The sequence below is a fragment of the Aquabacterium sp. NJ1 genome, assembly GCF_000768065.1.
Lineage (GTDB): Bacteria > Pseudomonadota > Gammaproteobacteria > Burkholderiales > Burkholderiaceae_C > Aquabacterium.
The window spans coordinates 950,517-974,156 of record NZ_JRKM01000001.1 but is presented as its reverse complement, the minus strand read 5'-3'; the positions used below and the strand labels follow the sequence as shown (position 1 = coordinate 974,156).

The following is a 23,640-nucleotide window of genomic DNA, read 5'->3' as shown; positions in this document are numbered from 1 at the left end:
GCAGGGCGCGCGTTGACAGGCGTGTCTTTTTTGCCTCGGCACGCATTTCATAGGGCAGCAATCATGTGGTTTGTCGCAATTGGCGTTGTGTTGCTGGTCCTGAACCTGGCTGGCATCGGTCCCGTCGGGGCCTGGACCTGGAAAGAGCACTGGTGGATCATGCTGCTGCCCTTCGGGCTGGCCATCGTCTGGTGGGTGTGGGCCGATTGGTCGGGCATGACGCAGCGCAAGGCCATGCAGAAGATCGACGACAAGCGGGAGGCCCGCCGGCAGAAGTCGCTGGATGCGCTCGGCCTGCAAAGCCCCAAGAAGGGCAAGCGTTGATCGCGCAAAGTTAGCCGGCTTTCGGGGCAGGGGATAAAATCGGGTCCCTTCAGAAAACAAGCCCCCCGGAGCCGTTTCATGCCTCAGTATCGTTCCCGTACCTCCACCGCCGGTCGCAATATGGCGGGTGCCCGTGCCCTGTGGCGCGCCACGGGCATGAAGGACGGTGATTTCGAGAAGCCGATCATCGCGATTGCCAACAGCTTCACCCAGTTCGTGCCCGGCCACGTGCACCTGAAGGACCTGGGGCAGCTGGTTGCCCGCGAAATCGAAGCGGCAGGCGGTGTGGCCAAGGAATTCAACACCATCGCCGTGGACGACGGCATCGCCATGGGTCACGGCGGCATGCTGTATTCGCTGCCCTCGCGTGACCTGATCGCCGACAGCGTCGAGTACATGTGCAATGCCCACACGGCCGACGCGCTGGTGTGCATCTCCAACTGCGACAAGATCACCCCGGGCATGCTGATGGCCGCGCTGCGCCTGAACATCCCCGTGATCTTCGTTTCCGGTGGCCCGATGGAGGCCGGCAAGGTCAAGCTTGAAGGCAAGGTCATCGCGCTGGACCTGGTGGACGCCATGGTCAAGGCCGCTGACAAGAGCTGCTCTGACGAAGAGGTTGCCCAGGTCGAGCGCTCGGCCTGCCCGACCTGCGGTTCGTGCTCGGGCATGTTCACCGCCAACTCCATGAACTGCCTGACCGAGGCGCTGGGCCTGTCCCTGCCAGGCAACGGCACCACGCTGGCCACGCACGCCGATCGTGAAAAGCTGTTCCGCCAGGCCGGCCGCAGCATCGTGGCCTTGGCCAAGCGTTACTACGAGCAGGACGACGAATCCGCGCTGCCCCGCAACATCGCCAACTTCAAGGCCTTCGAGAACGCCATCAGCCTGGACGTGGCCATGGGCGGCTCGACCAACACCGTGCTGCACCTGCTGGCCGCTGCCAAGGAAGCCGGCGTGGACTTCACCATGCAGGACATCGACCGCATCTCGCGCCGCGTGCCTTGCCTGAGCAAGGTGGCCCCTGCCGTGCCTGATGTGCACATCGAAGATGTGCACCGTGCCGGCGGCATCATGGCCATCCTGGGCGAGCTGGCCCGTGGCGGCCTGCTGCACACCGATCTGCCCACCGTGCACAGCAAGACCATGGCTGATGCCATCGCTCAGTGGGACGTGACCGTCTCCAAGGACGAAGCCGTGCACGAGTTCTTCAAGGCCGCGCCTGGTGGCGTGCCCACGCAAGTGGCCTTCTCGCAAGACAGCCGCTGGAAGGCGCTGGACCTGGACCGCGCCAAGGGCGTGATCCGCAGCACAGAACATGCTTTCACCAAAGACGGTGGCCTGGCCGTGCTCTACGGCAACATCGCCGAGAAGGGCTGCATCGTGAAGACGGCCGGTGTGGACGAGTCCATCTGGAAGTTCACCGGCAAGGCCCGCGTGTTCGAGAGCCAGGAAGACGCCGTGGACGGCATCCTGGGCGAAGTGGTGCAGGCTGGTGACGTGGTCATCATCCGCTACGAAGGCCCCAAGGGCGGCCCCGGCATGCAGGAAATGCTGTACCCCACCTCCTACCTGAAGAGCCGCGGCCTGGGCAAGCAATGCGCCTTGCTCACAGATGGCCGCTTCTCCGGTGGCACCTCGGGCCTGTCCATTGGCCACGCCTCGCCTGAAGCGGCGCAAGGCGGCGCCATTGCGCTGGTGGAAGATGGCGACGCCATCGAGATCGATATCCCCAACCGCAAGATCCACCTGGCCGTCAGCCCCGAGACGCTGGCCAAGCGCCGCGAGGCCATGGAAGCCCGTGGCACCCATGCCTGGAAGCCGGCCAAGCGCGAGCGTTATGTGTCGGCGGCCTTGCAGGCTTATGCCTTGCTGACCACCTCGGCTGACACGGGCGCGGTGCGCGACCTGTCGCAGATCAAGCGCTGAAGCGAGGCCGTCTGCGCGGCCCTAATGGCCGTGCAGAAACTGGATCATGGCGTTGAGCAGGTACAAGGCCAGCAAGGAGAGGCTGGCCCAACTCGCTGTATGCCAGACCCTGGAGACCGGACGGTAGGCCAGGGCCACAATGACCGCGGCGCTCATCATGCACGCCGTGACGGCCGATACAGCATGGACGGGTGACACCGACTGGTAAATCGAGCCTGCGCGGTAGGCTATGTCGTCCAGGGCCAAGATCATCACGTCAAACAAGTTGCTGCCAAGCAGGTTGCCCAGGGCCATGTCGATGGCCCCGACGCGCAAGGCTCCCCATGTGGTGGCCAGTTCTGGAACCGATGTGGCGAACGCGACAAACAGTGAGCCAACGAAGGAGTGGGACCACCCCATGACGCGTGCCAGTTCGACTCCGACGAAGGGCAACCAAACGCCTGCGGCAATGATCACGGCAGAAGAGATGCTGTAGCCCATCAGGGCAGCCTTCATGCTCAGTTGTTCCGGTTTGGTGCCTGGTCTGGCGTTGGCATGCCTTTGTTCCGCCAGGTAAAGCGCTCGCATGGTCACCAGGTACATGACCAGCAACGCCACACTGCCCAGGCTGATATGCCCAATGATTGGCATGGCGTTCTGCCTTGTCATCAACAAATTGAAGGCAGCACCTGCCAACAAGATGATGCTGAAGGCCGCAGACAGCATGTGCTCACTGGATGCTACGCGGTAGACAAACTGTTTGCGATAGAGCACATCGATCAAGGCCAGGATGGCCAGGTTGAACACGCAACTGCCCAGTGCATCGCCCATCGCGATGTCTGGCGCATTGGCTGCGGTCACTGCACTCATGCCCGTGACCAACTCAGGTAGTGACGTGACAGTCCCGATCAGGATCAGCCCGATCCAGTTGCGGGACAGGCCGGTGAGTGACGCAATCGCGTCACCATAGCGGCTGAGCCTGACGCCGGCAAATCCGATCACAGCGACGCAGATCAGAAATTGCAGCCAGGTCAACCAGAGTGTGGTCAGGATGGTATCCCCTTCGATTTGGTCAGGTTCAGCCCGGTGCTTTGGATTCCACCAATCGTGTGATCAGGGTGGCTCACAACAACTTGAATGCCATCAAGGCCACCAGCGTAGGAGCCAATGCGGCCAGCAGCAGGCCCCCTGCGTGGATGGCCTGGTCCTCGAACTTGCCTTTGAGGATGGATGCGCCGGCAGGGTTGGGTGCATTGGCAATGATGGTCAGGCCACCGCCAGTCACCGCGCCAGCCACCAGGGCGTACTTGAACTCGTCGCTCAAACCTTGCACCAGCGAACCCAGGTAAGTCAGCGCGGCGTTGTCGGTGATGGCTGTCAGCGCCGTGGCGCCAAAGAACACGGCGTTGGCATCCATCTTGAGCAGCAAGGGCTCCAGCCACCACTGTTGTTGCCCACCCAGCACCACAAGCCCCGCCAGGAAGAAGGCCACCAGCAAACCTTCGCGCAGGATCAGCGGTGACTGGTAGCGCTCGTAAGCAGCCGTGAAGCCGAGAAACAGCATGAACAGGCTGAGGAAGACCGGCGGGTGGTGGGCGAAGATCACGATGCCCGCCAGCAGCAGGATGTGGATGGCGGTGACCAGCAAGGGAGGCCGGGCCTCATCCGGCGGAGCAAGGGGCGGCAGGGTCTTGAGTTCCTTGCCGAACAGCAGCACCAGGCCGATGGCATTGATGGCCACGGCCAGTGCGGCCTTGTCCCCGAAGTGCAGGAACATGAAGGCCAGATCCCAGCCCCAGGCGCTGGCCACCATCAGCACGGGCGGCGCTGCATAAGGCGTCAAGGTGCCGCCAATCGACACATTGACGAACAGCACGCCCAGTACGGCGTACTTCAGCCGGTTGGAGATGGCATGGCTGTAAAGCCCATCACGCAGCAGCAGCGCAGCCAAAGTCATGGCAGCCGGCTCGGTGATGAAGGAGCCCATCAAGGGCACGATCGTCAACGCAACCAGCGTGAACGACCAGCCGGGTGCCAGCGGCAACATGCGTGCGAGCAATCGGGTCATGCCACCTGCGGCTTGCAGGATGGGCTTGCTGGCGGCCGCCACCATGATGGCGAACACGAACAGCGGTTCGGTGAAGTTGCGTGTGTCCAGGTAGTGCGTGGCAGCGGCTTTGCCTTCGAGCACGAACATCACGGTCATCATGACGAACGCCCAGAAACCAAAAACGACTTCGACCTCGCCAAGCAGATGCCACAGGCCGGCGTGGGTCGGGCGCGTGTGAGCCAGGTGCTCGAAGAATTTGGTCGAGAAGGTGTGCAGCAGCGCGACCCCGAACAGGCCGGCGCCAATGATCTGGATGGTGGTCGGGTTCATGGCTTGATCCTACCAGCCCAACACATCTTCACATTGGGGGCGGCCATGTGGCTGGCCACATCGGTTATCGTTCGCGCCATGCTGATTCATCCCCAATTTGACCCTGTTGCCGTGTCGCTGGGCCCCTTGAAGGTGCACTGGTACGGCCTGACTTACCTGGCGGCCTTCGTGGGCGCCTATCTGCTGGCGACCGTGCGCGCCACGCATGCCCCGTTTGCCGAACGCGGCTGGACGCGCCAGCACGTAGAAGACCTGCTGTTCTTCTCGATGCTGGGCGTGGTGCTGGGCGGGCGGCTGGGCTATGTGCTGTTCTACAAGCCTTCGCATTACTTCGCTCACCCGGCCGAGATCTTCGCGGTCTGGCAAGGGGGCATGGCCTTTCACGGTGGCTTGCTGGGGGTGATCACCGCCATGGCCGTGTTCGCCAAACGTCAGGGCCGACACTTTTTCGAGGTGGCCGATCTGGTGGCCCCCTGCGTGCCGCTCGGCCTGGCTGCCGGGCGCATCGGCAATTTCATCAACGGCGAGTTGTGGGGCAGGGCGGCCGACCCGAGCCTGCCGTGGGCCATGGTGTTCCCGGAGTCGGGCAGTGACCTGCCTCGCCACCCCTCGCAGCTCTACCAGTTCGGGCTGGAGGGCGTGCTGCTCTTTGTGCTGCTGTGGCTGTACGCGCGCAAGCCGCGCCAGCAGGGCGCTGTGTCCGGCATGTTCCTGCTGGGCTATGGCAGCTTCCGCTTCATCGCCGAGTACTTCCGCGAGCCGGACAGCTTCCTGGGCCTGCTTGCACTGAACATGAGCATGGGGCAATGGCTGTGCGTGCCCATGATCGTCCTGGGGGCCCTGTTCTGGGGCATGGCAAAAAAAGACGCCTTCCAGTCCTGAAACTGGAAGGCGTTAAGAGGTCGGTGGAGTTTCGCGGACCCACTGACCCCCGCTGAGGAAGACCGCCTGGCTCTGGCGAATCAAGCGGCCACTGCTCTTCAAGCAAGGGGTGTGCCAGCGTTTGGTTTCAACCTCTGTTTGCTCCTCGGTTTCTCCGTACGATCTCTCGGCCCGGATCAGGCGGCCTTCTTGTCGGCCACGCCGTGGCGTGTGTAGAGGAAGTCCAGCACCGCCTTGCGGCAATGGATGTAGGTCGGGTCTTCGGCCAGTTCGACACGGTTGCGGGGGCGGGCCAGCGGCACGTCCAGCACCTCGCCAATCGTGGCGGCCGGGCCATTGGTCATCATCACGATGCGGTCCGACAGCAGCACGGCCTCGTCCACATCGTGGGTCACCATGACCACGGTTGACTTGGTGCGCGCGACGATCTTGAGCAGCTCGTCTTGCAGGTGGGCGCGGGTCAGCGCGTCCAGCGCACCAAAGGGCTCGTCCATCAGCAGCACCTTGGGCTCCATGGCCAGGGCGCGGGCAATGCCGACACGCTGCTTCATGCCGCCCGAGATCTCGTTGGGGCGCTTGTGCGTGGCGTGGGTCATGTTGACCAGCTCCAGCGCGTCCTCGGTGCGCTTCTTGAGTTGCTCCTTGCTTTCCTTGCCGCCAAACACGCGCTCCACGGCGAGGTAGACGTTCTGGTAGCACGTCAGCCAGGGCAGCAGCGAGTGGTTCTGGAACACCATGGCGCGCTCGGGGCCGGGGCCGGCGATCTCCCGGCCGTCACAGATTAGGCCGCCGCTGGTGGGCATGAGCAGGCCGGCAATCAGATTGAGCAGGGTGGACTTGCCGCAGCCCGAGTGGCCGATCAAGGCGATGAATTCACCCTTCTGGATGCCCAGGTTGATCTCGCGCAGGGCGTGGAACTGGCCCTTCTTGGTGTTGAACACCATTTCGGCCTGGCTGATGTCGATGAAGTGAGGCATGCGTGACTCCTTGGATGGTGGTGGGTGGTGCGCGGGGCTCATTCGAAGCTGAAGCGCTTGGCGACAGCCACCAGGGCGTTTTCAAGCAGCAGGCCGACGATGCCGATCACGAAGATGGCAATCAGGATGTGGTGCACGTTCAGGTTGTTCCACTCGTCCCAGACCCAGAAGCCGATGCCGACGCCGCCCGTGAGCATTTCAGCGGCCACGATCACCAGCCACGCGGTGCCCACCGACAGGCGCACGCCGGTCAGCATGTAGGGCAGCACGGAGGGGAAGAGGATCTTGGTGACGATCTTCCATTCGCTCAGGTTCAGCACTTTGGCCACGTTGAGGTAGTCCTCGGGCACACGCTGCACGCCCACGGCGGTGTTGATGATCATCGGCCAGATCGAGCAGATGAAGATCGTCCAGATGGCGGCCGGGTCAGCCGACTTGAACACCAGCAGGCCGATGGGCAGCCAGGCCAGGGGCGACACCGGGCGCAGCAGGCTGATGATCGGGTTGAGCATGGCGCTGGCGATCTTCGAGCGGCCGATCAGGAAACCCAGCGGGATGCCGACCACGGCAGCCAGCCCGAAGCCCATGGCCACGCGCTTGAGCGAGAACAGGATGTTCCAGCCGATACCCTGGTCATTGGGGCCGTTGCTGTAGAACGGGTCCGAGAAGAGCTTGACGGCTTCCTGCCAGGTGGCCAGCGGCGTGGGGAAGTTGCCGCCTTTCATGGTGAGCAAGGCCCAGATGCCCACCAGCAAGGCGATGCCCGCCAGTGGTGCCAGCGCGGTCAGGGCCAGGCCTGCCCAGTCAGTGGGCGCTTTGGGCAGGGGGGCAGGTTTGGTGCTGGCTGTGGCGAGGGGGCTGCCAGCGGGGGCGGCGATGGAAGTCATGGGGTTGGATGTGGGCTTGCCGGATGCCTTGTCCGCGCGCAGGGCGTCGCTGGCATCCGAGGGGCTGTGAAAGACGGCGCTGACCATGAGGAACTCCTTCAATGGGCCGGTGAGGCGTGAGCGAAGCGCAGGGGCCCGCCCGATTCGATGTCTGCAAAAGGTGACCAGCCGGGGCCATCCATTCAAGTGGATGACCTGGGGGTGCCTTCAAGGGCGCCCCGGCGGGATCGGGTCTCAGCGGGACTCAGTTGGTTTTGTTGGCGAAACTCAAAAAGCTCACAAAACTCAGGCAAGGAATCGGGCAGGTTGCACAAACCTGTGGACCAAGGTCAGGCCTTGATCTTGAAGCTGTCGGCGTACTTCTTCGGGTCCTTTCCGTCCCAGACGACGCCGTCCATCAATTTGCTGGTACGCATCACATCCTTGGGCACGCTGATGCCCATGGCGCTGGCCACCTGCTTGTACAGGTCGATCCGGTTGATCTGCTTGGCCACACCCAGGTAGTCCGGGTGGTCTTTCAACAAGCCCCAGCGCTTGTGCTGCGTCAGGAACCACATGCCGTCGCTCAGGTACGGGAAGTTGACCTTGCCGTCATTGAAGAACTTCATGTGGTTGGGGTCGTCCCAGGTCTTGCCCAGGCCGTTCTGATAGCGACCCAGGATGCGCTGGTTGATCACATCGACGCTGGTGTTGATGTAGGACTTCTGGGCGACTGTCTCGGCCATCTTCATCTTGTTTTGCAGGCCGGCATCGATCCAGCGGCTGGCTTCCAGCACCGCCATCATCACCGCGCGGGCGGTGTTGGGGTACATCTTGACGAACTCTGCGGTGCAGCCCAGTACCTTTTCAGGGTGATCCTGCCAGATGTCCTGGGTGGTGTTGGCCGTGATGCCGATGCCATCCATGATGGCGCGGTGGTTCCATGGCTCGCCCACGCAGAAACCGTCCATGTTGCCCACGCGCATGTTGGCCACCATCTGAGGCGGCGGTACCGTGATCAGCTTGGCGCCAGACAGTGGGTTGATGCCGGCGGCAGCCAGCCAGTAGTGCATCCACATGGCATGTGTGCCTGTCGGGAACGTGCCTGCGAAGGTGTACTCACGATGGTTGGCGGCCATGTATTTGGCCAAAGACGGCCCGTCCACCGCCCCTTTGTCGGCCAGCATTTTGGACAGGGTGATGCCCTGTCCATTGTTGTTGATGGACATGAGCACAGCCATGTCCTTCTTGGGGCCAGCCGTGCCCAGGTGCACGCCATAGACCAGGCCGTACAGCACGTGTGCCATGTGCAGGTCGCCGTTCACCAGTTTGTCTCGCACACCGGCCCAGGAGGCTTCTTTGGACGGGACGATCTTGACCCCGTACTTCTTGTCAAAGCCCAGCACCGAGGCCATCACGACGGAGGCGCAGTCGGTCAGGGGGATGAAACCGATCTTGACTTCCTCCAGTTCGGGCTTGTCGGAGCCCGCGGCCCAGACGGCGGATTGGAGCCCAGGCACAGCCCCGACGGCACTGGCGGCGGCTGCGGTTTTCAAGATGGTGCGGCGGGTCATTTTCAGATCCTGCGAGTTCATGGTGCAAAGCTTTCCTGTTTGAAAACAAAAAAGGTGTCGTCGCAGCAGGCCTCCATCACAAGGACGGAAACACGCTTCGATGACACCTTTGTCGGAAGCTCGGGGCCCGTCATTGGGCGCCCAAGGCACGCAAAGTCGCCGTTGACTTTGCTTGAATCAGGTAATGCAAACGGTGTGCCAGCCTGTGTGCACAGGCTTGGGGCCAGGCTTCAGCCGAGGAGGTCGGCCGCGTCGATCAGGCGCTGGGCCACATCGGCCAGCTTGATGCCTTTGTCCATGGCCGCCTTGCGCAGGCGCGCATAGGCTTCCTGCTCGGTCAGGCCCTGGCGGGTCATGAGCAGGCCCTTGGCGCGGTCGATGACCTTGCGCTCTTCGAGCTGATTGCGCGCGTCGGCCAGCTCGCTGCGCAGCTTCTCTTCATGCTCGAAGCGCGCCATGGCCACATCCAGCACGGGCTTGATGTGTTCGGCCGGCGTACCTGCCACCACATAAGCCGACACGCCTGCGGCAATCGCCTTGCGCACATAACTGGTGTCTTCGTCGTCCGTGAACATCACGATGGGGCGGCGCTCGTCGCGCGTGGCCATCACCACGTGTTCCAGGATGTCGCGGCCTTGTGATTCGGCATCGACCACCACCATGTCGGGCTGGATCTCGGTCAGGCGGTCGGGCAGGAAGCGGTCGCCGGGCAGGGTGGCGATCACGTTGTAGCCGGCCTCCAGCAGCGCGATGCGCAGGATGCGTGTGCGTTCGACCTCGGCCACCTCATCGTCATCGGGTTCGATGGACAGGGTGACGGGCAGGACGATGACGACGCGTAGCTGCTGCGCTGGAAGGCTCATGGCCGGGATCATGCAACAAACAAGCCCGCCGGCGACGGCCATGGCACCGATGTTGGTGGGGATCTACACTCGCGGGATGGCTGACACATTGATCCTGGGTATTGAATCTTCATGTGACGAAACGGGGCTGGCGCTGGTGGCGCTGCCTCAGAGCGGTGGTGCACCCACGCTCTTGTCCCATGCCTTGCACAGCCAGATCGACATGCATCAGGCTTATGGCGGCGTGGTGCCCGAACTGGCTTCCCGCGATCACATTCGCCGCGTCGTGCCGCTGGCTCGCCAGGTATTGAGCGAGTCTGGCAAATCCATGAGCGATGTGGATGTGGTGGCCTACACAAAGGGCCCTGGTCTGGCAGGGGCGCTGCTGGTTGGGGCGGGTGTGGCCTGTGCCTTGGGTGCGGCCATGGGCAAGCCGCTGCTGGGGGTGCATCACCTGGAGGGGCATTTGCTGTCGCCTTTCCTGTCCGCTGACCCGCCCGAGTTCCCCTTTGTGGCGCTGCTGGTATCCGGCGGCCACACGCAGCTGATGCGTGTTGATGGGGTAGGGCGCTACGAGCTGCTGGGCGAAACGGTGGACGACGCAGCCGGCGAGGCCTTCGACAAGTCGGCCAAGCTGATGGGCTTGCCATATCCGGGTGGCCCGCACCTGTCGAAGCTGGCGGCCAATGGGCGGGCGGATGCCTTCGAGTTGCCTCGGCCCATGCTGCATTCCGGCAACCTGGATTTTTCGTTCGCGGGTTTGAAAACCGCGGTTCGCACCCATCTGGTGCGTCTGGGTTGGCTGGAGCAGGCCGACAAGCTGGCGGCGCCCGAAAACCAGGCGGTACTGGCAGATCTGGCGGCCTCCACGCAGGCCGCGATTGTCGAGGTGCTGGTCAAGAAGTCGCTGGCCGCGTTGAAGTCCACTGGCCTGAAGCGGGTGGTGGTGGCCGGTGGCGTGGGTGCCAACAAACTGCTGCGCGAGCAACTGGATCGAGCTTGCGCCAGGCGTGGTATCCGCGTTCACTACCCTGAATTGCACCTGTGTACCGACAACGGCGCCATGATCGCCCTGGCAGCGGCCATGCGACTGCAGGCGGGGCTGGCCACGCTGAGCACCGAGCCGGCGTTCGACGTCAAGCCGCGCTGGGATCTGGCCACCCTCTGAGGATTTTTGCTATACTCTGCGTCTTGCCGTTTTCAAAGGGCGGCAATTTCGCACGACCTGGGTTGGTTTCACCCGGTGTCGCAAGTCCAACGCAGAAACCGCTGGTGCCTGACTTTTTGATCAGTCTGTACCGTCGGCCTGCATCTGTTTTTCAGGAAACACCATGTCCGTCGCAGACATCAATACCGCAGCCATCATCAAGGACAACGCCCGTGCCGCCAACGACACCGGCTCTCCCGAAGTGCAAGTGGCCCTGCTGACCGCTCGCATCAACGAACTGACTCCCCACTTCAAGGCCAACAAGAAGGACCACCACGGTCGTCGCGGCCTGCTGCGCATGGTCAGCCGTCGTCGCAAGCTGCTGGACTACCTGAAGGACAAGGACTTCAGCCGCTACGCTGCACTGATCGCCAAGCTGGGTCTGCGCAAGTAAGCACCGCATGACAACAAAAAGCCTGTCTGGTCTCCCCCAGCACAGGCTTTTTGTTTTTTGACGCCAGGCACTCGACAAGCGAACGCTGTGTCATTCCAACGGGGTTGATCCCCGCAATCCCGCTGGAATGGCATCGCGACTGAGTGACGGCATAACCAAAGGCGCCGCAAGGTGCCCGATATAAACCGGAGATCACTTCCATGACCATGTTCAACAAAGTCACCAAGACCTTCCAGTGGGGCAACCACACCGTCACGATGGAAACGGGTGAAATCGCCCGCCAGGCCACCGGCGCCGTGCTGGTCGACATCGAAGGCACCGTCGTGCTGGCCACCGTGGTGTGCGCCAAGACCGCCAAGCCCGGCCAGGACTTCTTCCCCCTGACGGTTGATTACCTCGAAAAGACCTACGCCGCCGGCAAGATCCCTGGCAGCTTCTTCAAGCGCGAAGCCAAGCCTTCCGAATTCGAGACCCTGACCTCGCGTCTGATCGACCGCCCGATCCGTCCCCTGTTCCCCGAAGGCTTCTACAACGAAGTCCAGCTGGTGATCCATGTGGTGTCCTTGAACCCTGAGGTGGCGTCCGACATCGCCGCCATGATCGCCTCCAGCGCCGCGCTGTCGATCTCCGGCATCCCGTTCAACGGCCCCATCGGCGCCGCACGCGTGGCCTACATCAATGGCGAATATGTGCTGAACCCCAGCCCTTCGCAGATGGCCGAGTCCAAGATGGACCTGATCGTCGCCGGTACCGAGTCCGCCGTGCTGATGGTGGAGTCCGAGGCCGACCAGCTGTCGGAAGACGTGATGCTGGGTGGTGTGGTGTTCGGCCACGAGCAAGGCAACATCGCCATCCAGGCCATCCACGATTTCGTGCGCGATGCCGGCAAGCCTGCCTGGGACTGGCTGCCTCCCGCCAAGGACGAGGCCTTCATCGCCAAGGTCAATGCCCTGGCTGAAGAAAAGCTGCGCGCTGCTTATCAGATCCGCTCCAAGCAGGCTCGTACGCACGCCTGCCGCCTGGCCTACGCAGAAGTCAAGACCGCGCTGACCGAAGAGGGCATCGCTTTTGACAGCGTCAAGGTTGAAGGCCTGCTGTTCGACATCGAAGCCAAGATCGTGCGCAGCCAGATCCTGGCCGGCGAGCCTCGCATCGACGGTCGCGACACCCGCACCGTGCGTCCCATCGAGATCCGCACCGGCGTGCTGCCGCGCGTGCACGGCTCGGCCCTGTTCACCCGTGGTGAAACCCAGGCCCTGGTCGTGTCCACCCTGGGCACCGAGCAAGATGCCCAGCGCATCGACGCGCTGACCGGTGACTTCCGCGACACCTTCCTGTTCCACTACAACATGCCTCCGTTCGCCACCGGCGAAACCGGCCGTGTGGGCAGCCCCAAGCGCCGCGAAATCGGCCACGGCCGTCTGGCCAAGCGCGCCCTGGTGCCGCTGCTGCCCCCGAAGGAAGAGTTCGCCTACACCCTGCGCGTGGTTTCCGAGATCACCGAATCCAACGGCTCCTCGTCGATGGCTTCCGTGTGCGGCGGCTGCCTGGCGCTGATGGACGCTGGCGTGCCCATGAAGGCGCACGTGGCCGGTATCGCCATGGGCCTGATCAAGGAAGGCAACAAGTTCGCCGTGCTGACCGACATCCTGGGTGATGAAGATCACCTGGGTGACATGGACTTCAAGGTGGCCGGTACCACGTCCGGTATCACGGCTCTGCAGATGGACATCAAGATCCAGGGCATCACCAAGGAAATCATGCAGGTCGCGCTGGCTCAGGCCAAGGAAGCTCGCCTGCACATCCTGGGCAAGATGGTCGAAGCCATGGCCGGTGCCAACACCGAAGTCTCCGAGTTCGCGCCCCGCCTGTACACGCTGAAGATCAACCCCGAGAAGATCCGTGACGTGATCGGCAAGGGCGGCGCCACCATCCGTGGCCTGTGTGAAGAAACCGGCTGCCAGATCAACATCGCCGAAGACGGTGTCATCACCGTGGCTTCGACCGATGCCGAGAAGGCCAACTTCGCCATCCAGCGCATCAACGAGATCACCGCTGAAGTCGAAATCGGCAAGACCTACGAAGGCGCTGTCACCAAGTTGTTTGACTTCGGTGCCCTGGTCAACCTGCTGCCCGGCAAGGACGGTCTGCTGCACATCAGCCAGATCGCACATGAGCGTGTCGAGAACGTGGGCGACTACCTGAAGGAAGGCCAGATCGTCAAGGTCAAGGTCCTGGAGACCGACGAAAAGGGCCGCGTCAAGCTGTCCATGAAGGCCTTGCTGGATCGCCCTGAAGGTATGCCCGAGCGCGAAGAGCGCGGCGACCGTGGCCCTCGTGGTGACCGCGGCGACCGTGGTGGCCGTGATCGTGGTGATCGCGGTGACCGCGGCGAGCGCCGTGACCGTGCGCCCCGCGCCGAGCAAGAGACGTCGGCTCAAGGTGGTGACGCCGAAGGCCAGGCTCAGCAGCAACAGCAGCAGTGATCCGCGCCATGAAGAAACTGGTTGTTGGCAACTGGAAGATGCACGGCAGCCGTGCATCCAATGCTGAACTGATCAAGGGTCTTCTGGCGGCCGACCTGGCCGCCACGGCGCCCAAGGCTGATGTGGCGGTGTGCCCGCCTTTCGTGTTCCTGGCTGATGTGGCCGAGGCCCTCAAGGGTTCGGCCATTGCCTGGGGCTCGCAGGACGTCTCCGTGCAGGCGCAAGGCGCTTACACGGGTGAGGTCTCGGGCCCGATGGTGCGCGAATTCGGTGCGAAGTACGCCATCGTGGGGCATTCGGAGCGCCGCAGCTACCACCTTGAGAGTGACCAGTTGGTCGCCGACAAGGCCAAGGCTGCACTGGCTCATGGCCTGACGCCGATCGTCTGTGTCGGCGAAACGCTGGCCGAGCGCGAAGCGGGTCAAACCGAGGCTGTGGTGGCGCGCCAGATGAAGGCTGTCATCGACACCCTGGGTGCGCAGCTGGTGCAGGTCGTGGTGGCTTACGAGCCTGTCTGGGCCATTGGCACAGGCAAGACGGCTTCACCCGAGCAGGCGCAGGCTGTGCACGCTTTCCTGCGTGCGCAGCTCAAGGCTGCCCTGCCTGAAGCGGCCAAGGTGCCGCTGCTGTACGGCGGCAGCGTCAAGCCCGACAACGCGGCCGAGCTGTTCGCTCAGGCTGATATCGACGGCGGCCTCATTGGTGGTGCTGCGCTCAAGGCGGCGGATTTCGCTGCCATCGCGCGCGCGGCCTGAGGTCATCGACTGGAAAAGGTCTAGGAGTTTTCTTTCATGCAACAAGCTTTGATGACGATGGTGCTCTTGCTCCAGGTTGTGTCTGCGCTGGCCATGATTGGCCTGGTGCTGGTGCAGCACGGCAAGGGTGCCGATATGGGGGCGTCCTTCGGTAGTGGGGCGTCGGGCAGTCTGTTCGGGGCCACCGGCAGCGCCAACTTTTTGTCGCGCTCGACGGCCGTGGCGGCCGCTGTGTTCTTCTCTTGCACATTGGCGCTGGCTTACTTCGGTAACCATCGCGCCAACGCGGCTGATCAAGCCAGCGTGCTGGATCAGGCTGCCAGTGGTGCTGCGGTGTCCGCTTCTGCGGCCTCTGCGGTGTCGGTGCCTGCTGCGCCGGCCTCTGGTGCTGCACTGATTCCGAACAAGTGACGAATCGGCGACAAAAATCGGTTTAGAATAAGAGGCTTCGGTGAGCAAACCTCAAGCAAACCGAAGCAACAAACGAGCGGGTTCAGTGAAGCACTTTGCTGACCCACTTGCCGACGTGGTGAAATTGGTAGACACGCTATCTTGAGGGGGTAGTGGCGAAAGCTGTGCGAGTTCGAGTCTCGCCGTCGGCACCATAAGATTTCAAACGAGTCTTTGTGCCAATCCCATGATCAGCGCCGGTTGTTTCTCCCAAGCTGATCGTGAAGGATGTGAAAGCTGCCTTCCGTTGGGTGGGTTCAGCAGTACGAAGTCCTCCGGTGGGCGCGCTGTGGATGCTGTCATCTCGGGTTCAATCCCGATTGATCGCATGCCTGGCGCGCTTTTTGTTTTGTCTGTGTGGTCCAATCACGCGTCTTGTTCGTTCTGAAAGCCCCTGGCCATGAACATTGAGCAATATCTGCCCGTCATTCTTTTCATCCTCGTTGGCGTGGGTGTGGGCATTGCGCCACAGGCGCTTGGTTTCCTGTTGGGCCCCCGTCGCCCTGACGAGGCCAAGAACTCCCCTTACGAGTGCGGCTTCGAAGCCTTCGAGGACGCACGCATGAAGTTCGATGTGCGCTACTACCTGGTCGCCATCCTCTTCATCTTGTTCGACCTGGAAATCGCATTCCTGTTCCCCTGGGCGGTGGCGCTCAAGGAAGTGGGCATGACCGGCTTCCTGGCCATCATGTTGTTCCTGGGCATCCTGGTTGTGGGCTTTGCCTACGAGTGGAAGAAGGGCGCGCTGGACTGGGAGTGATCCCGGCTCTGGCTCGCATCGCGACCGTTCCTGCAACCGCTCTGGCACTGGAATCTTCAAGAGGTAATTGAAATGGGTATCGAAGGCGTCTTCAAAGAGGGCTTCATCACCACCTCGGCTGACACGCTGATCAACTGGTCCAAGACCGGTTCTCTGTGGCCCATGACCTTCGGTCTGGCCTGCTGCGCGGTCGAGATGATGCACGCGGGCGCGGCTCGCTACGACATTGACCGCTTCGGCATGTTGTTCCGCCCCAGCCCCCGTCAGTCCGATCTGATGATCGTGGCCGGCACGCTGTGCAACAAGATGGCGCCAGCCCTGCGCAAGGTGTATGACCAGATGGCCGAACCCCGCTGGGTATTGTCCATGGGCTCGTGCGCCAACGGTGGTGGCTACTACCACTACAGCTACTCGGTGGTGCGCGGTTGTGACCGCATCGTCCCGGTGGACGTGTACGTGCCCGGCTGCCCGCCGACGGCTGAAGCACTGCTCTACGGCATCCTGCAGCTGCAGGCGAAGATTCGCCGCGAAAACACGATCGCCCGCTGATCAGGAGCCATCGCATGACGACCCAAAAACTCGCCAACCTGCAAAACGCCCTGCAAAACGTGCTGGGCGACAAGATCAAGCGACTGGACAACGCCAAGGGTGAACTGACCCTGACGGTGTCTGCCGCCGACTACCTCGAAGTGGCCCGCACCTTGCGTGACCATGCCGACCTGAAGTTCGAACAGTTGATCGACTTGTGCGGCATGGATTACTCGGCCTACAAGGACGGCGCACCCAGCATCTATTCGGAAGGCCCGCGCTTTTGCGCCGTCAGCCACCTGCTGTCGGTCAGCAAGAACTGGCGCCTGCGCCTGAAGGTGTTCGCGCCTGACGATGATTTCCCGATCGTGGCCTCGGTCAACGGCATCTGGAACTCGGCCAACTGGTTCGAGCGCGAAGCCTTCGACCTGTACGGCATCGTGTTTGACGGCCACGAAGACCTGCGCCGTATCCTGACCGACTACGGCTTCATCGGCCACCCGTTCCGCAAGGACTTCCCCACCACGGGGCACGTCGAAATGCGTTACGACGAAGCGCAAAAGCGCGTGATCTACCAGCCGGTCACCATCGAGGCGCGCGAGATCACCCCGCGCATCATCCGCGAAGACAACTACGGTGGTCTCCACTGATCGATGCAGGAAGGTTGAACCATGGCAGAAATCAAGAACTACACCCTGAACTTCGGTCCGCAGCACCCGGCAGCGCACGGCGTGCTGCGTCTGGTGCTGGAGCTCGACGGCGAAGTCATCCAGCGCGCCGACCCGCACATCGGCCTGCTGCACCGTGCCACTGAAAAACTGGCCGAGTCCAAGACCTACATCCAGTCGCTGCCCTATATGGACCGCCTGGATTACGTCTCGATGATGTGCAACGAGCACGCCTACTGCCTGGCCATCGAGAAGATGCTGGGCATCGAGGTGCCGGTGCGTGCGCAGTACATCCGTGTGATGTTCGCCGAGATCACCCGTGTGCTGAACCACCTGCTGTGGTTGGGCTGTCATGGCTTCGACTGCGGCGCCATGAACATCCTGATCTACTGCTTCCGCGAGCGTGAAGACCTGTTCGACATGTACGAAGCCGTGTCGGGCGCGCGCATGCACGCGGCCTACTTCCGTCCAGGCGGTGTCTATCGCGACCTGCCGGATGCGATGCCGCAGTACAAGGTCAGCAAGATCAAGAACGCCAAGACGATCGCTCGCATGAACGAGAACCGTCAGGGCTCGCTGCTGGACTTCATCGACGACTTCACCCAACGCTTCCCCAAGCTGGTGGACGAGTACGAAACCCTGCTGACCGACAACCGCATCTGGAAGCAGCGTACGGTGGGCATCGGTGTGGTGACGCCTGAGCGTGCCCTGCAGATGGGCCTGACGGGCGCCATGCTGCGTGGTTCCGGCATCGTGTGGGACCTGCGCAAGCACCAGCCGTATGACGTGTACGACAAGCTGGACTTCGACATCCCTGTCGGCACCAATGGCGACTGTTATGACCGCTATGTGGTGCGTGTCGAAGAGCTGCGTCAGTCCAACCGCATCATCAAGCAGTGCGTGGACTGGCTGCGTGCCAACCCGGGCCCTGTCATCACCGACAACCACAAGGTGGCCCCACCTTCGCGCGTCGAGATGAAGACCTCGATGGAAGAGCTGATCCACCACTTCAAGCTGTTCACCGAAGGCTTCCATGTGCCCGAGTGCGAGGCCTATGCCGCAGTCGAGCACCCCAAGGGAGAGTTCGGCATCTACCTGGCATCCGACGGTGCCAACAAGCCTTACCGCCTGAAGATCCGTGCCCCCGGCTTCCCGCACCTGGCTGCGCTGGACGAAATGTCCCGCGGCCACATGCTGGCTGATGCCGTGGCCATCATCGGCACGATGGACATCGTGTTCGGTGAGATTGACCGCTAAGTGAGTGATCGACAAACCATGTTGAGCGAACAAACCAAAGCGCGTTTCGACCGCGAACTCGCCAAGTACCCGGCCGACCAGCGCATCTCCGCGGTCATGGCCTGCCTGTCCATCGTCCAGCAGGAGCGTGGCTGGGTGTCGCCTGAAAGCGAGCAGGAAGTGGCTGACTACATCGGCGTGGCGCCCATCGCCGTGCATGAAGTGGTCACCTTCTACAACATGTACAACCAGCAGCCGGTGGGCCAGTTCAAGCTGAACGTGTGCACCAACCTGCCTTGCCAGTTGCGCGACGGCCAGAAGGCCTTGCAGTACCTGTGCGAGAAGCTGGGTGTCGACAACGGTGGCACCACGCCCGACGGCCTGTTCACCGTGCAGCAGTGTGAGTGCCTGGGCGCCTGCGCCGACGCACCGGTCATGCTGGTCAACGACCGTCAGATGGTCAGCTACATGAGCAACGACAAGCTGGACAAGCTGGTTGATGTGCTCAAGGCCCAGGCCAAGTGAGGCAGGAACAAGATGCTTGATCTTTCCCAATTCCAGGCGACCGGCAAGGAAACCGTTTTCCATGGCCGCCACATCGAGCCGCAAATCTATGCGGGCATCGACGGCAACAACTGGGGTCTGAAGGACTACGAAGCCCGCGGTGGCTACGCAGCGCTGCGCAAGATCCTCGGCAAGGACGGTGGCCCGGGCATGACCCAGGACCAGGTCATCGCCGAAGTGAAGGCTTCTGCCTTGCGTGGTCGTGGCGGTGCCGGCTTCCCCACCGGCCTGAAGTGGAGCTTCATGCCCCGCGCCTTCCCCGGCCAGAAGTACCTGGTCTGCAACTCCGACGAAGGCGAACCGGGTACCTGCAAGGACCGCGAGATCCTGCGCTTCAACCCGCACACCGTGATCGAAGGCATGGCCATTGCGGCCTACGCGATGGGCATCACCGTGGGCTACAACTACATTCACGGCGAAATCTTCGAGGTGTACGAACGCTTCGAAGCCGCCCTGGAAGAAGCCCGTGCTGCCGGTTACCTCGGCAACAACATCATGGGCAGCGACTTCACGTTCCAGCTGCACGCGCACCATGGTTTTGGCGCCTACATCTGCGGTGAAGAAACCGCGCTGCTGGAATCGATCGAAGGCAAGAAGGGCCAGCCCCGCTTCAAGCCGCCTTTCCCCGCCAGCTTCGGCCTGTACGGCAAGCCCACCACCATCAACAACACGGAAACCTTCGCGGCCGTGCCGTGGATCATCCGCAATGGTGGCGAAGCCTTCCTGAATACCGGCAAGCCCAACAACGGTGGCACCAAGCTGTTCTCGATTTCTGGTGACGTCGAGCGTCCCGGCAACTACGAGATCCCGATGGGCACGCCGTTTGCCAAGCTGCTGGAGCTCGCCGGTGGCGTGCGCGGTGGCCGCAAGCTCAAGGCCGTGATCCCTGGTGGTTCGTCCATGCCGGTGCTGCCTGCCAACATCATGATGGAGTGCACGATGGACTATGACTCCATCGCCAAGGCCGGCTCGATGCTGGGCTCGGGTGCCGTCATCGTGATGGACGAGACCCGCTGCATGGTCAAGAGCCTGCTGCGTCTGTCCTACTTCTACATGCACGAATCGTGCGGCCAGTGCACGCCTTGCCGCGAAGGCACGGGCTGGCTGTGGCGCATGATGGACCGCATCGAGAACGGCAAGGGCCGTCCTGAAGACATCGACCTGCTGAACTCCGTTGCCGACAACATCCAGGGCCGCACCATCTGCGCACTGGGTGATGCCGCGGCAATGCCGGTGCGTGCTTTCATCAAGCACTACCGCGACGAGTTCGTGCACCACATCGAACACAAGACCTGCATGGTCCCGGCCTATGTCTAAGCGCCCCCACGCTCGGAGTACCTCGCTGCCCCCCGTGGGGGCTGGTCTTCCTTGGGGCGGCCCGGCGGAAGCCCGCACGCGTGCCCTAAAAGGTAAGTAACGCTATGATCGAAATCGAAATCGACGGACGCAAAGTCCAGGCCCAGGAAGGCAGCATGGTGATCCGTGCTGCTGAAGAAAATGGGACCTTCATTCCGCACTTCTGCTATCACAAGAAGTTGTCGATCGCGGCCAACTGCCGCATGTGCCTCGTGGACATCGAGAAGGCGCCCAAGCCCATGCCGGCCTGCGCCACCCCGGTCACGCAAGGCATGATCGTGCGCACCAAGAGCGAGAAGGCCATCAAGGCTCAGCAGAGCGTGATGGAGTTCCTGCTCATCAACCACCCGCTGGATTGCCCCATCTGCGACCAGGGCGGCGAGTGCCAGTTGCAGGATCTGGCCGTGGGCTACGGCGGTTCTTCTTCCCGTTATCAGGAAGAAAAACGCGTGGTCTTCCACAAGGAGGTCGGCCCGCTGATTTCCATGGAAGAGATGAGCCGCTGCATCCAGTGCACGCGCTGCGTCCGCTTCGGCCAGGAGATCGCCGGCGTGATGGAACTGGGCATGCAGCACCGCGGTGAGCATTCCGAGATCGCCACGTTTGTGGGCCGCTCGATTGATTCCGAGTTGTCGGGCAACATGATCGACATCTGCCCGGTCGGTGCCCTGACTAGCAAGCCTTTCCGCTACAGCGCCCGTACCTGGGAGCTGTCGCGCCGCAAGAGCGTGTCGCCCCATGATTCCACTGGTGCCAACCTGATCGTTCAAGTGAAGAACGGCAAGGTGATGCGCGTGGTGCCGCTCGAGAACGAAGACGTCAACGAATGCTGGATCGCTGACCGCGATCGCTTCAGCTACGAGGCGCTCAACAGCGAGCAACGCCTGACCAAGCCCATGATCAAGCAGGGCGGTCAATGGCAAGAGGTGGAGTGGAACACCGCCCTGGAATACGTGGCACACGGCCTGAAGTGCATTGCCAAGGAGCAGGGCGCCAACACCATCGGCGCGCTGGCCACCGAGCACAGCACCGTGGAAGAACTCTTCCTGCTGAGCCAGCTGGTGCGCGGCCTGGGTTCCGACAACGTTGACACCCGCCTGCGTCAGGCTGACTTCACGACCGGTGCCGGCGCACGCTGGCTGGGTCTGCCGATTGCCGAGCTGTCCACGCTGGATCGCGCCCTGGTGGTCGGCTCCTTCCTGCGCAAGGATCACCCGCTGTTCGCTTCGCGTCTGCGTCAGGCTGCCAAGCGTGGTGCACAGATCTCTGCTATCGGTGGCGCCAATGATGACTGGCTGATCCCGCTGAACCAACGTGTGACCGTGGCGCCGAGCGCCTGGGCACAAGCCCTGGCTGACGTGGCTGCCGCCGTGGCCGCCGAGCGCGGCGTGTCGGCACCAGCCGCCGGCAACGCGACCGACGCCGCCAAGGCCATCGCTGCATCGCTGCTGTCTGGTCAGAGCAAGGCCATCCTGCTGGGCAATGCCGCAGTGCAACACCCGCAAGCCTCGTCGCTGCAGGCGTTGGGGCAATGGATTGCCGAGCAAACCGGCGCCAAGCTGGGCTTCCTGGGCGAGTCGGCCAACACGGTCGGCGCGCAACTGGTGGGTGCCCAGCCGCAACAAGGCGGCCTGAACGCCGGCCAGATGCTCGGTTTGTCTGGTGACGGCAAGGGCCTCAAGGCCATCGTGCTGCTGGGCGTCGAGCCCGAGTTCGATACGGCCAACCCGAGCGCGGCCATGGCTGTCGTGCAAGGTGCCGACATGGTCGTGTCGCTGTCGTCGTTCAAGACCAGCGCCAATGAGTATGCCGACGTGATCCTGCCGATTGCGCCTTTCTCCGAAACCTCCGGTACCTTCGTGAACGCCGAAGGCCGCGTGCAAAGCTTCCACGGCGTGGTCAAGCCCCTGGGCGACGCCCGTCCGGCCTGGAAGGTGCTGCGCGTGCTGGGCACGATGCTGGGCCTGGAAGGCTTTGCCTACGAAACTTCGGAAGAGGTCAAGGCTCGCGCGCTGGGTGACCTGGCTGCGCTGCCTGCCAAGCTCAACAATGCCACCTCGGCGGCCATCAACCTGAGCGCTTCGACCGGTGGTCTGCAGCGTCTGGCCGATGTGCCCATCTACAGCGCCGACGCCCTGGTGCGCCGCGCGCCCTCGCTGCAGGCCACGGCCGACGGCAAGGCGCCTGTGGCCAGCCTGCCGCAAGCCCTTTGGGCCGAGCTCGGCCTGGCCGAAGGCGCTCAAGTCAAGGTGTCGCAAGACGGTGGCGCGGCTGTGCTGCCCGCCGTGCTGGATGCCAGCCTGCCCGCCAACGTGGTGCGTGTGCCTGCCGGTACCTCGGCCACCGCAACGCTGGGCGCATCTTTCGGCGCCATCCGCGTCGAAAAAGCCTGAAGGGTAGGGGAGACAACCAATGATTGACACCCTGTACAACGCTGGTGCCGCCAACCTGGGCGCAGCCTGGCCCGTGGTCTGGTCGCTGATCAAGATCGTGGCGCTCTTGCTGCCGCTGCTGGGCTGCGTGGCGTATCTGACCCTCTGGGAGCGCAAGGCGATTGCCTGGTCGCAGATCCGTCCGGGCCCGAACCGCACGGGTCCGCTGGGCCTGCTGCAGCCGATTGCGGACGCCGTCAAGCTGATCTTCAAGGAAATCATCCTGCCGTCGGCGGCGAACAAGCCCTTGTTCCTGCTGGGCCCGATCATGACGATCATGCCCGCGCTGGCTGCCTGGGCGGTGATTCCCTTCGGCCCGGAAGTCGCGCTGGCCAACGTCAACGCTGGCCTGCTGTTCCTGATGGCGATCACCTCGCTGGAAGTCTATGGCGTGATCATCGCCGGCTGGGCATCCAACTCGAAGTACGCCTTCCTGGGCGCCATCCGCGCTTCGGCCCAGATGGTGTCGTACGAAATCGCCATGGGCTTCTGCCTGGTGATCGTGCTGATGACAGCCGGCTCGCTCAACATGACCGACATCGTGATGAGCCAGGGCAAGGGGCAGTTCGCCAGCATGGGCATGGGCTTCCTGTCGTGGAACTGGCTGCCGCTGCTGCCGATCACGGTCGTGTACTTCATCTCCGGCCTGGCTGAAACCAACCGTCACCCCTTCGACGTTGTCGAAGGTGAATCGGAAATCGTGGCCGGCCACATGATCGAGTACTCGGGCATGGCCTTCGCGATGTTCTTCCTGGCTGAATACGCCAACATGATCCTGGTGTCCACACTGGCGGCCATCATGTTCTTCGGCGGCTGGCTGTCTCCATTTGCGGCGCTGGACTTCATCCCCGGCTGGATCTGGCTGGGCATCAAGGCCTTCATCATCGTCACCATGTTCCTGTGGGTGCGTGCTTCGTTCCCCCGCTTCCGCTATGACCAGATCATGCGTCTGGGCTGGAAGATCTTCATCCCCATCACGCTGATCTGGCTGGTGCTGGTTGGCGGCTGGATGATGTCGCCTTGGAACATCTGGAAATAAGGGGCACATGAA

22 protein-coding genes and 1 tRNA gene are annotated in these 23,640 nt (G+C 62.7%); 17 read left to right on the top strand and 6 right to left on the bottom strand.

Translation table 11 applies throughout. The annotated features are described in order from the left end of the window. Positions 1-63: 63 nt before the first annotated feature. Together JY96_RS04180 and ilvD are read left to right on the top strand one after the other, a co-directional pair. A complete protein-coding gene (locus JY96_RS04180) occupies positions 64-324 on the top strand; it encodes a TIGR04438 family Trp-rich protein (protein WP_035035184.1) in 261 nt (86 codons plus the stop codon). A gap of 78 nt (positions 325-402) precedes the next feature. Then, complete coding sequence (ilvD, locus tag JY96_RS04175; protein WP_035035182.1) at positions 403-2,253, top strand: dihydroxy-acid dehydratase; 1,851 nt, start codon at positions 403-405, stop codon at positions 2,251-2,253. A 21-nt stretch (positions 2,254-2,274) separates the two neighbouring features. Here the strand turns inward: ilvD and JY96_RS04170 are convergent, their stop codons facing one another. Both JY96_RS04170 and JY96_RS04165 read right to left on the bottom strand, forming a co-directional pair. Continuing rightward, positions 2,275-3,267, bottom strand: a complete 993-nt coding sequence (locus tag JY96_RS04170; protein ID WP_235333845.1) for a sodium:calcium antiporter — start codon at positions 3,265-3,267, stop codon at positions 2,275-2,277. Positions 3,268-3,355: 88 nt separating this feature from the next. Continuing rightward, the gene (locus JY96_RS04165) at positions 3,356-4,612 is read right to left on the bottom strand and encodes a putative Na+/H+ antiporter (protein WP_035035176.1); all 1,257 of its coding nucleotides are present in this window, start codon (positions 4,610-4,612) and stop codon (positions 3,356-3,358) included. A gap of 78 nt (positions 4,613-4,690) precedes the next feature. On the opposite strand from JY96_RS04165, the gene lgt reads away from it, so the two are divergent. Continuing rightward, on the top strand, positions 4,691-5,494 hold the full coding sequence (lgt, locus tag JY96_RS04160; RefSeq protein ID WP_035041178.1) for a prolipoprotein diacylglyceryl transferase: 804 nt from the start codon (positions 4,691-4,693) through the stop codon (positions 5,492-5,494). 176 nt (positions 5,495-5,670) lie between these two features. On the opposite strand, the gene JY96_RS04155 is transcribed toward lgt, so the two are convergent. The 4 genes from JY96_RS04155 to JY96_RS04140 all read right to left on the bottom strand — a co-directional run bounded on the left by JY96_RS04155 (position 5,671) and on the right by JY96_RS04140 (position 9,774). Beyond that, positions 5,671-6,471: an ABC transporter ATP-binding protein gene (locus JY96_RS04155; RefSeq protein WP_035041177.1), complete on the bottom strand. Its 801-nt coding sequence runs from the start codon at positions 6,469-6,471 to the stop codon at positions 5,671-5,673. Between the two features lie 38 nt (positions 6,472-6,509). Then, positions 6,510-7,445, bottom strand: coding sequence for a nitrate ABC transporter permease (gene ntrB / locus JY96_RS04150; RefSeq protein ID WP_035035173.1), 936 nt, complete (start codon positions 7,443-7,445; stop codon positions 6,510-6,512). A gap of 242 nt (positions 7,446-7,687) precedes the next feature. Then, positions 7,688-8,911: a CmpA/NrtA family ABC transporter substrate-binding protein gene (locus tag JY96_RS04145; protein WP_369796122.1), complete on the bottom strand. Its 1,224-nt coding sequence runs from the start codon at positions 8,909-8,911 to the stop codon at positions 7,688-7,690. A 230-nt stretch (positions 8,912-9,141) separates the two neighbouring features. Next, complete coding sequence (locus tag JY96_RS04140; RefSeq protein WP_035035166.1) at positions 9,142-9,774, bottom strand: ANTAR domain-containing response regulator; 633 nt, start codon at positions 9,772-9,774, stop codon at positions 9,142-9,144. Positions 9,775-9,850: 76 nt separating this feature from the next. On the opposite strand from JY96_RS04140, the gene tsaD reads away from it, so the two are divergent. The 14 genes from tsaD (at position 9,851) to nuoH (ending at position 23,628) form a co-directional block, all read left to right on the top strand. Further along, positions 9,851-10,921, top strand: coding sequence for a tRNA (adenosine(37)-N6)-threonylcarbamoyltransferase complex transferase subunit TsaD (gene tsaD, locus JY96_RS04135; RefSeq protein ID WP_035041175.1), 1,071 nt, complete (start codon positions 9,851-9,853; stop codon positions 10,919-10,921). 163 nt (positions 10,922-11,084) lie between these two features. Next, on the top strand, positions 11,085-11,354 hold the full coding sequence (rpsO, locus tag JY96_RS04130) for a 30S ribosomal protein S15 (RefSeq protein ID WP_035035163.1): 270 nt from the start codon (positions 11,085-11,087) through the stop codon (positions 11,352-11,354). A 200-nt stretch (positions 11,355-11,554) separates the two neighbouring features. Next, a complete protein-coding gene (gene pnp, locus JY96_RS04125) occupies positions 11,555-13,840 on the top strand; it encodes a polyribonucleotide nucleotidyltransferase (protein WP_035035160.1) in 2,286 nt (761 codons plus the stop codon). Beyond that, positions 13,840-14,595, top strand: coding sequence for a triose-phosphate isomerase (gene tpiA / locus JY96_RS04120; protein ID WP_035041173.1), 756 nt, complete (start codon positions 13,840-13,842; stop codon positions 14,593-14,595). The genes pnp and tpiA overlap by 1 nt, the downstream gene beginning before the upstream one ends. A gap of 36 nt (positions 14,596-14,631) precedes the next feature. Continuing rightward, positions 14,632-15,006, top strand: coding sequence for a preprotein translocase subunit SecG (gene secG, locus JY96_RS04115; protein WP_035035157.1), 375 nt, complete (start codon positions 14,632-14,634; stop codon positions 15,004-15,006). Between the two features lie 109 nt (positions 15,007-15,115). After that, a tRNA-Leu gene (locus tag JY96_RS04110) sits at positions 15,116-15,200 on the top strand. 245 nt (positions 15,201-15,445) lie between these two features. Next, positions 15,446-15,805 carry an NADH-quinone oxidoreductase subunit A gene (locus tag JY96_RS04105; RefSeq protein WP_035035154.1) on the top strand — a complete coding sequence of 120 codons (360 nt, stop codon included), beginning with the start codon at positions 15,446-15,448 and terminating at the stop codon, positions 15,803-15,805. 72 nt (positions 15,806-15,877) lie between these two features. Further along, positions 15,878-16,354, top strand: a complete 477-nt coding sequence (locus tag JY96_RS04100; RefSeq protein ID WP_035035151.1) for an NADH-quinone oxidoreductase subunit B family protein — start codon at positions 15,878-15,880, stop codon at positions 16,352-16,354. Between the two features lie 14 nt (positions 16,355-16,368). Next, the gene (locus JY96_RS04095) at positions 16,369-16,983 is read left to right on the top strand and encodes an NADH-quinone oxidoreductase subunit C (protein WP_035035149.1); all 615 of its coding nucleotides are present in this window, start codon (positions 16,369-16,371) and stop codon (positions 16,981-16,983) included. A 21-nt stretch (positions 16,984-17,004) separates the two neighbouring features. Then, on the top strand, positions 17,005-18,258 hold the full coding sequence (locus tag JY96_RS04090) for an NADH-quinone oxidoreductase subunit D (RefSeq protein WP_035035147.1): 1,254 nt from the start codon (positions 17,005-17,007) through the stop codon (positions 18,256-18,258). An 18-nt stretch (positions 18,259-18,276) separates the two neighbouring features. Beyond that, on the top strand, positions 18,277-18,762 hold the full coding sequence (gene nuoE / locus JY96_RS04085) for an NADH-quinone oxidoreductase subunit NuoE (RefSeq protein ID WP_035035144.1): 486 nt from the start codon (positions 18,277-18,279) through the stop codon (positions 18,760-18,762). A gap of 12 nt (positions 18,763-18,774) precedes the next feature. Continuing rightward, positions 18,775-20,118, top strand: coding sequence for an NADH-quinone oxidoreductase subunit NuoF (gene nuoF, locus JY96_RS04080; protein ID WP_035035142.1), 1,344 nt, complete (start codon positions 18,775-18,777; stop codon positions 20,116-20,118). Between the two features lie 104 nt (positions 20,119-20,222). Further along, on the top strand, positions 20,223-22,550 hold the full coding sequence (gene nuoG, locus JY96_RS04075; protein ID WP_035035141.1) for an NADH-quinone oxidoreductase subunit NuoG: 2,328 nt from the start codon (positions 20,223-20,225) through the stop codon (positions 22,548-22,550). Positions 22,551-22,569: 19 nt separating this feature from the next. After that, the gene (nuoH, locus tag JY96_RS04070; RefSeq protein WP_035035139.1) at positions 22,570-23,628 is read left to right on the top strand and encodes an NADH-quinone oxidoreductase subunit NuoH; all 1,059 of its coding nucleotides are present in this window, start codon (positions 22,570-22,572) and stop codon (positions 23,626-23,628) included. Positions 23,629-23,640: the final 12 nt, after the last annotated feature.

What these genes read in the sequence shown, in the direction of transcription:
- JY96_RS04180 (WP_035035184.1), top strand. Translation starts at nt 64, where the DNA reads ATGTGGTTTGTCGCAATTGGCGTTGTGTTGCTGGTCCTGAACCTGGCT.
- ilvD (WP_035035182.1), top strand. Translation starts at nt 403, where the DNA reads ATGCCTCAGTATCGTTCCCGTACCTCCACCGCCGGTCGCAATATGGCG.
- JY96_RS04165 (WP_035035176.1), bottom strand. Translation starts at nt 4,612, where the DNA reads ATGAACCCGACCACCATCCAGATCATTGGCGCCGGCCTGTTCGGGGTC.
- lgt (WP_035041178.1), top strand. Translation starts at nt 4,691, where the DNA reads ATGCTGATTCATCCCCAATTTGACCCTGTTGCCGTGTCGCTGGGCCCC.
- JY96_RS04155 (WP_035041177.1), bottom strand. Translation starts at nt 6,471, where the DNA reads ATGCCTCACTTCATCGACATCAGCCAGGCCGAAATGGTGTTCAACACC.
- ntrB (WP_035035173.1), bottom strand. Translation starts at nt 7,445, where the DNA reads ATGGTCAGCGCCGTCTTTCACAGCCCCTCGGATGCCAGCGACGCCCTG.
- JY96_RS04145 (WP_369796122.1), bottom strand. Translation starts at nt 8,911, where the DNA reads ATGACCCGCCGCACCATCTTGAAAACCGCAGCCGCCGCCAGTGCCGTC.
- JY96_RS04140 (WP_035035166.1), bottom strand. Translation starts at nt 9,774, where the DNA reads ATGAGCCTTCCAGCGCAGCAGCTACGCGTCGTCATCGTCCTGCCCGTC.
- tsaD (WP_035041175.1), top strand. Translation starts at nt 9,851, where the DNA reads ATGGCTGACACATTGATCCTGGGTATTGAATCTTCATGTGACGAAACG.
- rpsO (WP_035035163.1), top strand. Translation starts at nt 11,085, where the DNA reads ATGTCCGTCGCAGACATCAATACCGCAGCCATCATCAAGGACAACGCC.
- pnp (WP_035035160.1), top strand. Translation starts at nt 11,555, where the DNA reads ATGACCATGTTCAACAAAGTCACCAAGACCTTCCAGTGGGGCAACCAC.
- secG (WP_035035157.1), top strand. Translation starts at nt 14,632, where the DNA reads ATGCAACAAGCTTTGATGACGATGGTGCTCTTGCTCCAGGTTGTGTCT.
- JY96_RS04105 (WP_035035154.1), top strand. Translation starts at nt 15,446, where the DNA reads ATGAACATTGAGCAATATCTGCCCGTCATTCTTTTCATCCTCGTTGGC.
- JY96_RS04100 (WP_035035151.1), top strand. Translation starts at nt 15,878, where the DNA reads ATGGGTATCGAAGGCGTCTTCAAAGAGGGCTTCATCACCACCTCGGCT.
- JY96_RS04095 (WP_035035149.1), top strand. Translation starts at nt 16,369, where the DNA reads ATGACGACCCAAAAACTCGCCAACCTGCAAAACGCCCTGCAAAACGTG.
- JY96_RS04090 (WP_035035147.1), top strand. Translation starts at nt 17,005, where the DNA reads ATGGCAGAAATCAAGAACTACACCCTGAACTTCGGTCCGCAGCACCCG.
- nuoE (WP_035035144.1), top strand. Translation starts at nt 18,277, where the DNA reads ATGTTGAGCGAACAAACCAAAGCGCGTTTCGACCGCGAACTCGCCAAG.
- nuoF (WP_035035142.1), top strand. Translation starts at nt 18,775, where the DNA reads ATGCTTGATCTTTCCCAATTCCAGGCGACCGGCAAGGAAACCGTTTTC.
- nuoG (WP_035035141.1), top strand. Translation starts at nt 20,223, where the DNA reads ATGATCGAAATCGAAATCGACGGACGCAAAGTCCAGGCCCAGGAAGGC.
- nuoH (WP_035035139.1), top strand. Translation starts at nt 22,570, where the DNA reads ATGATTGACACCCTGTACAACGCTGGTGCCGCCAACCTGGGCGCAGCC.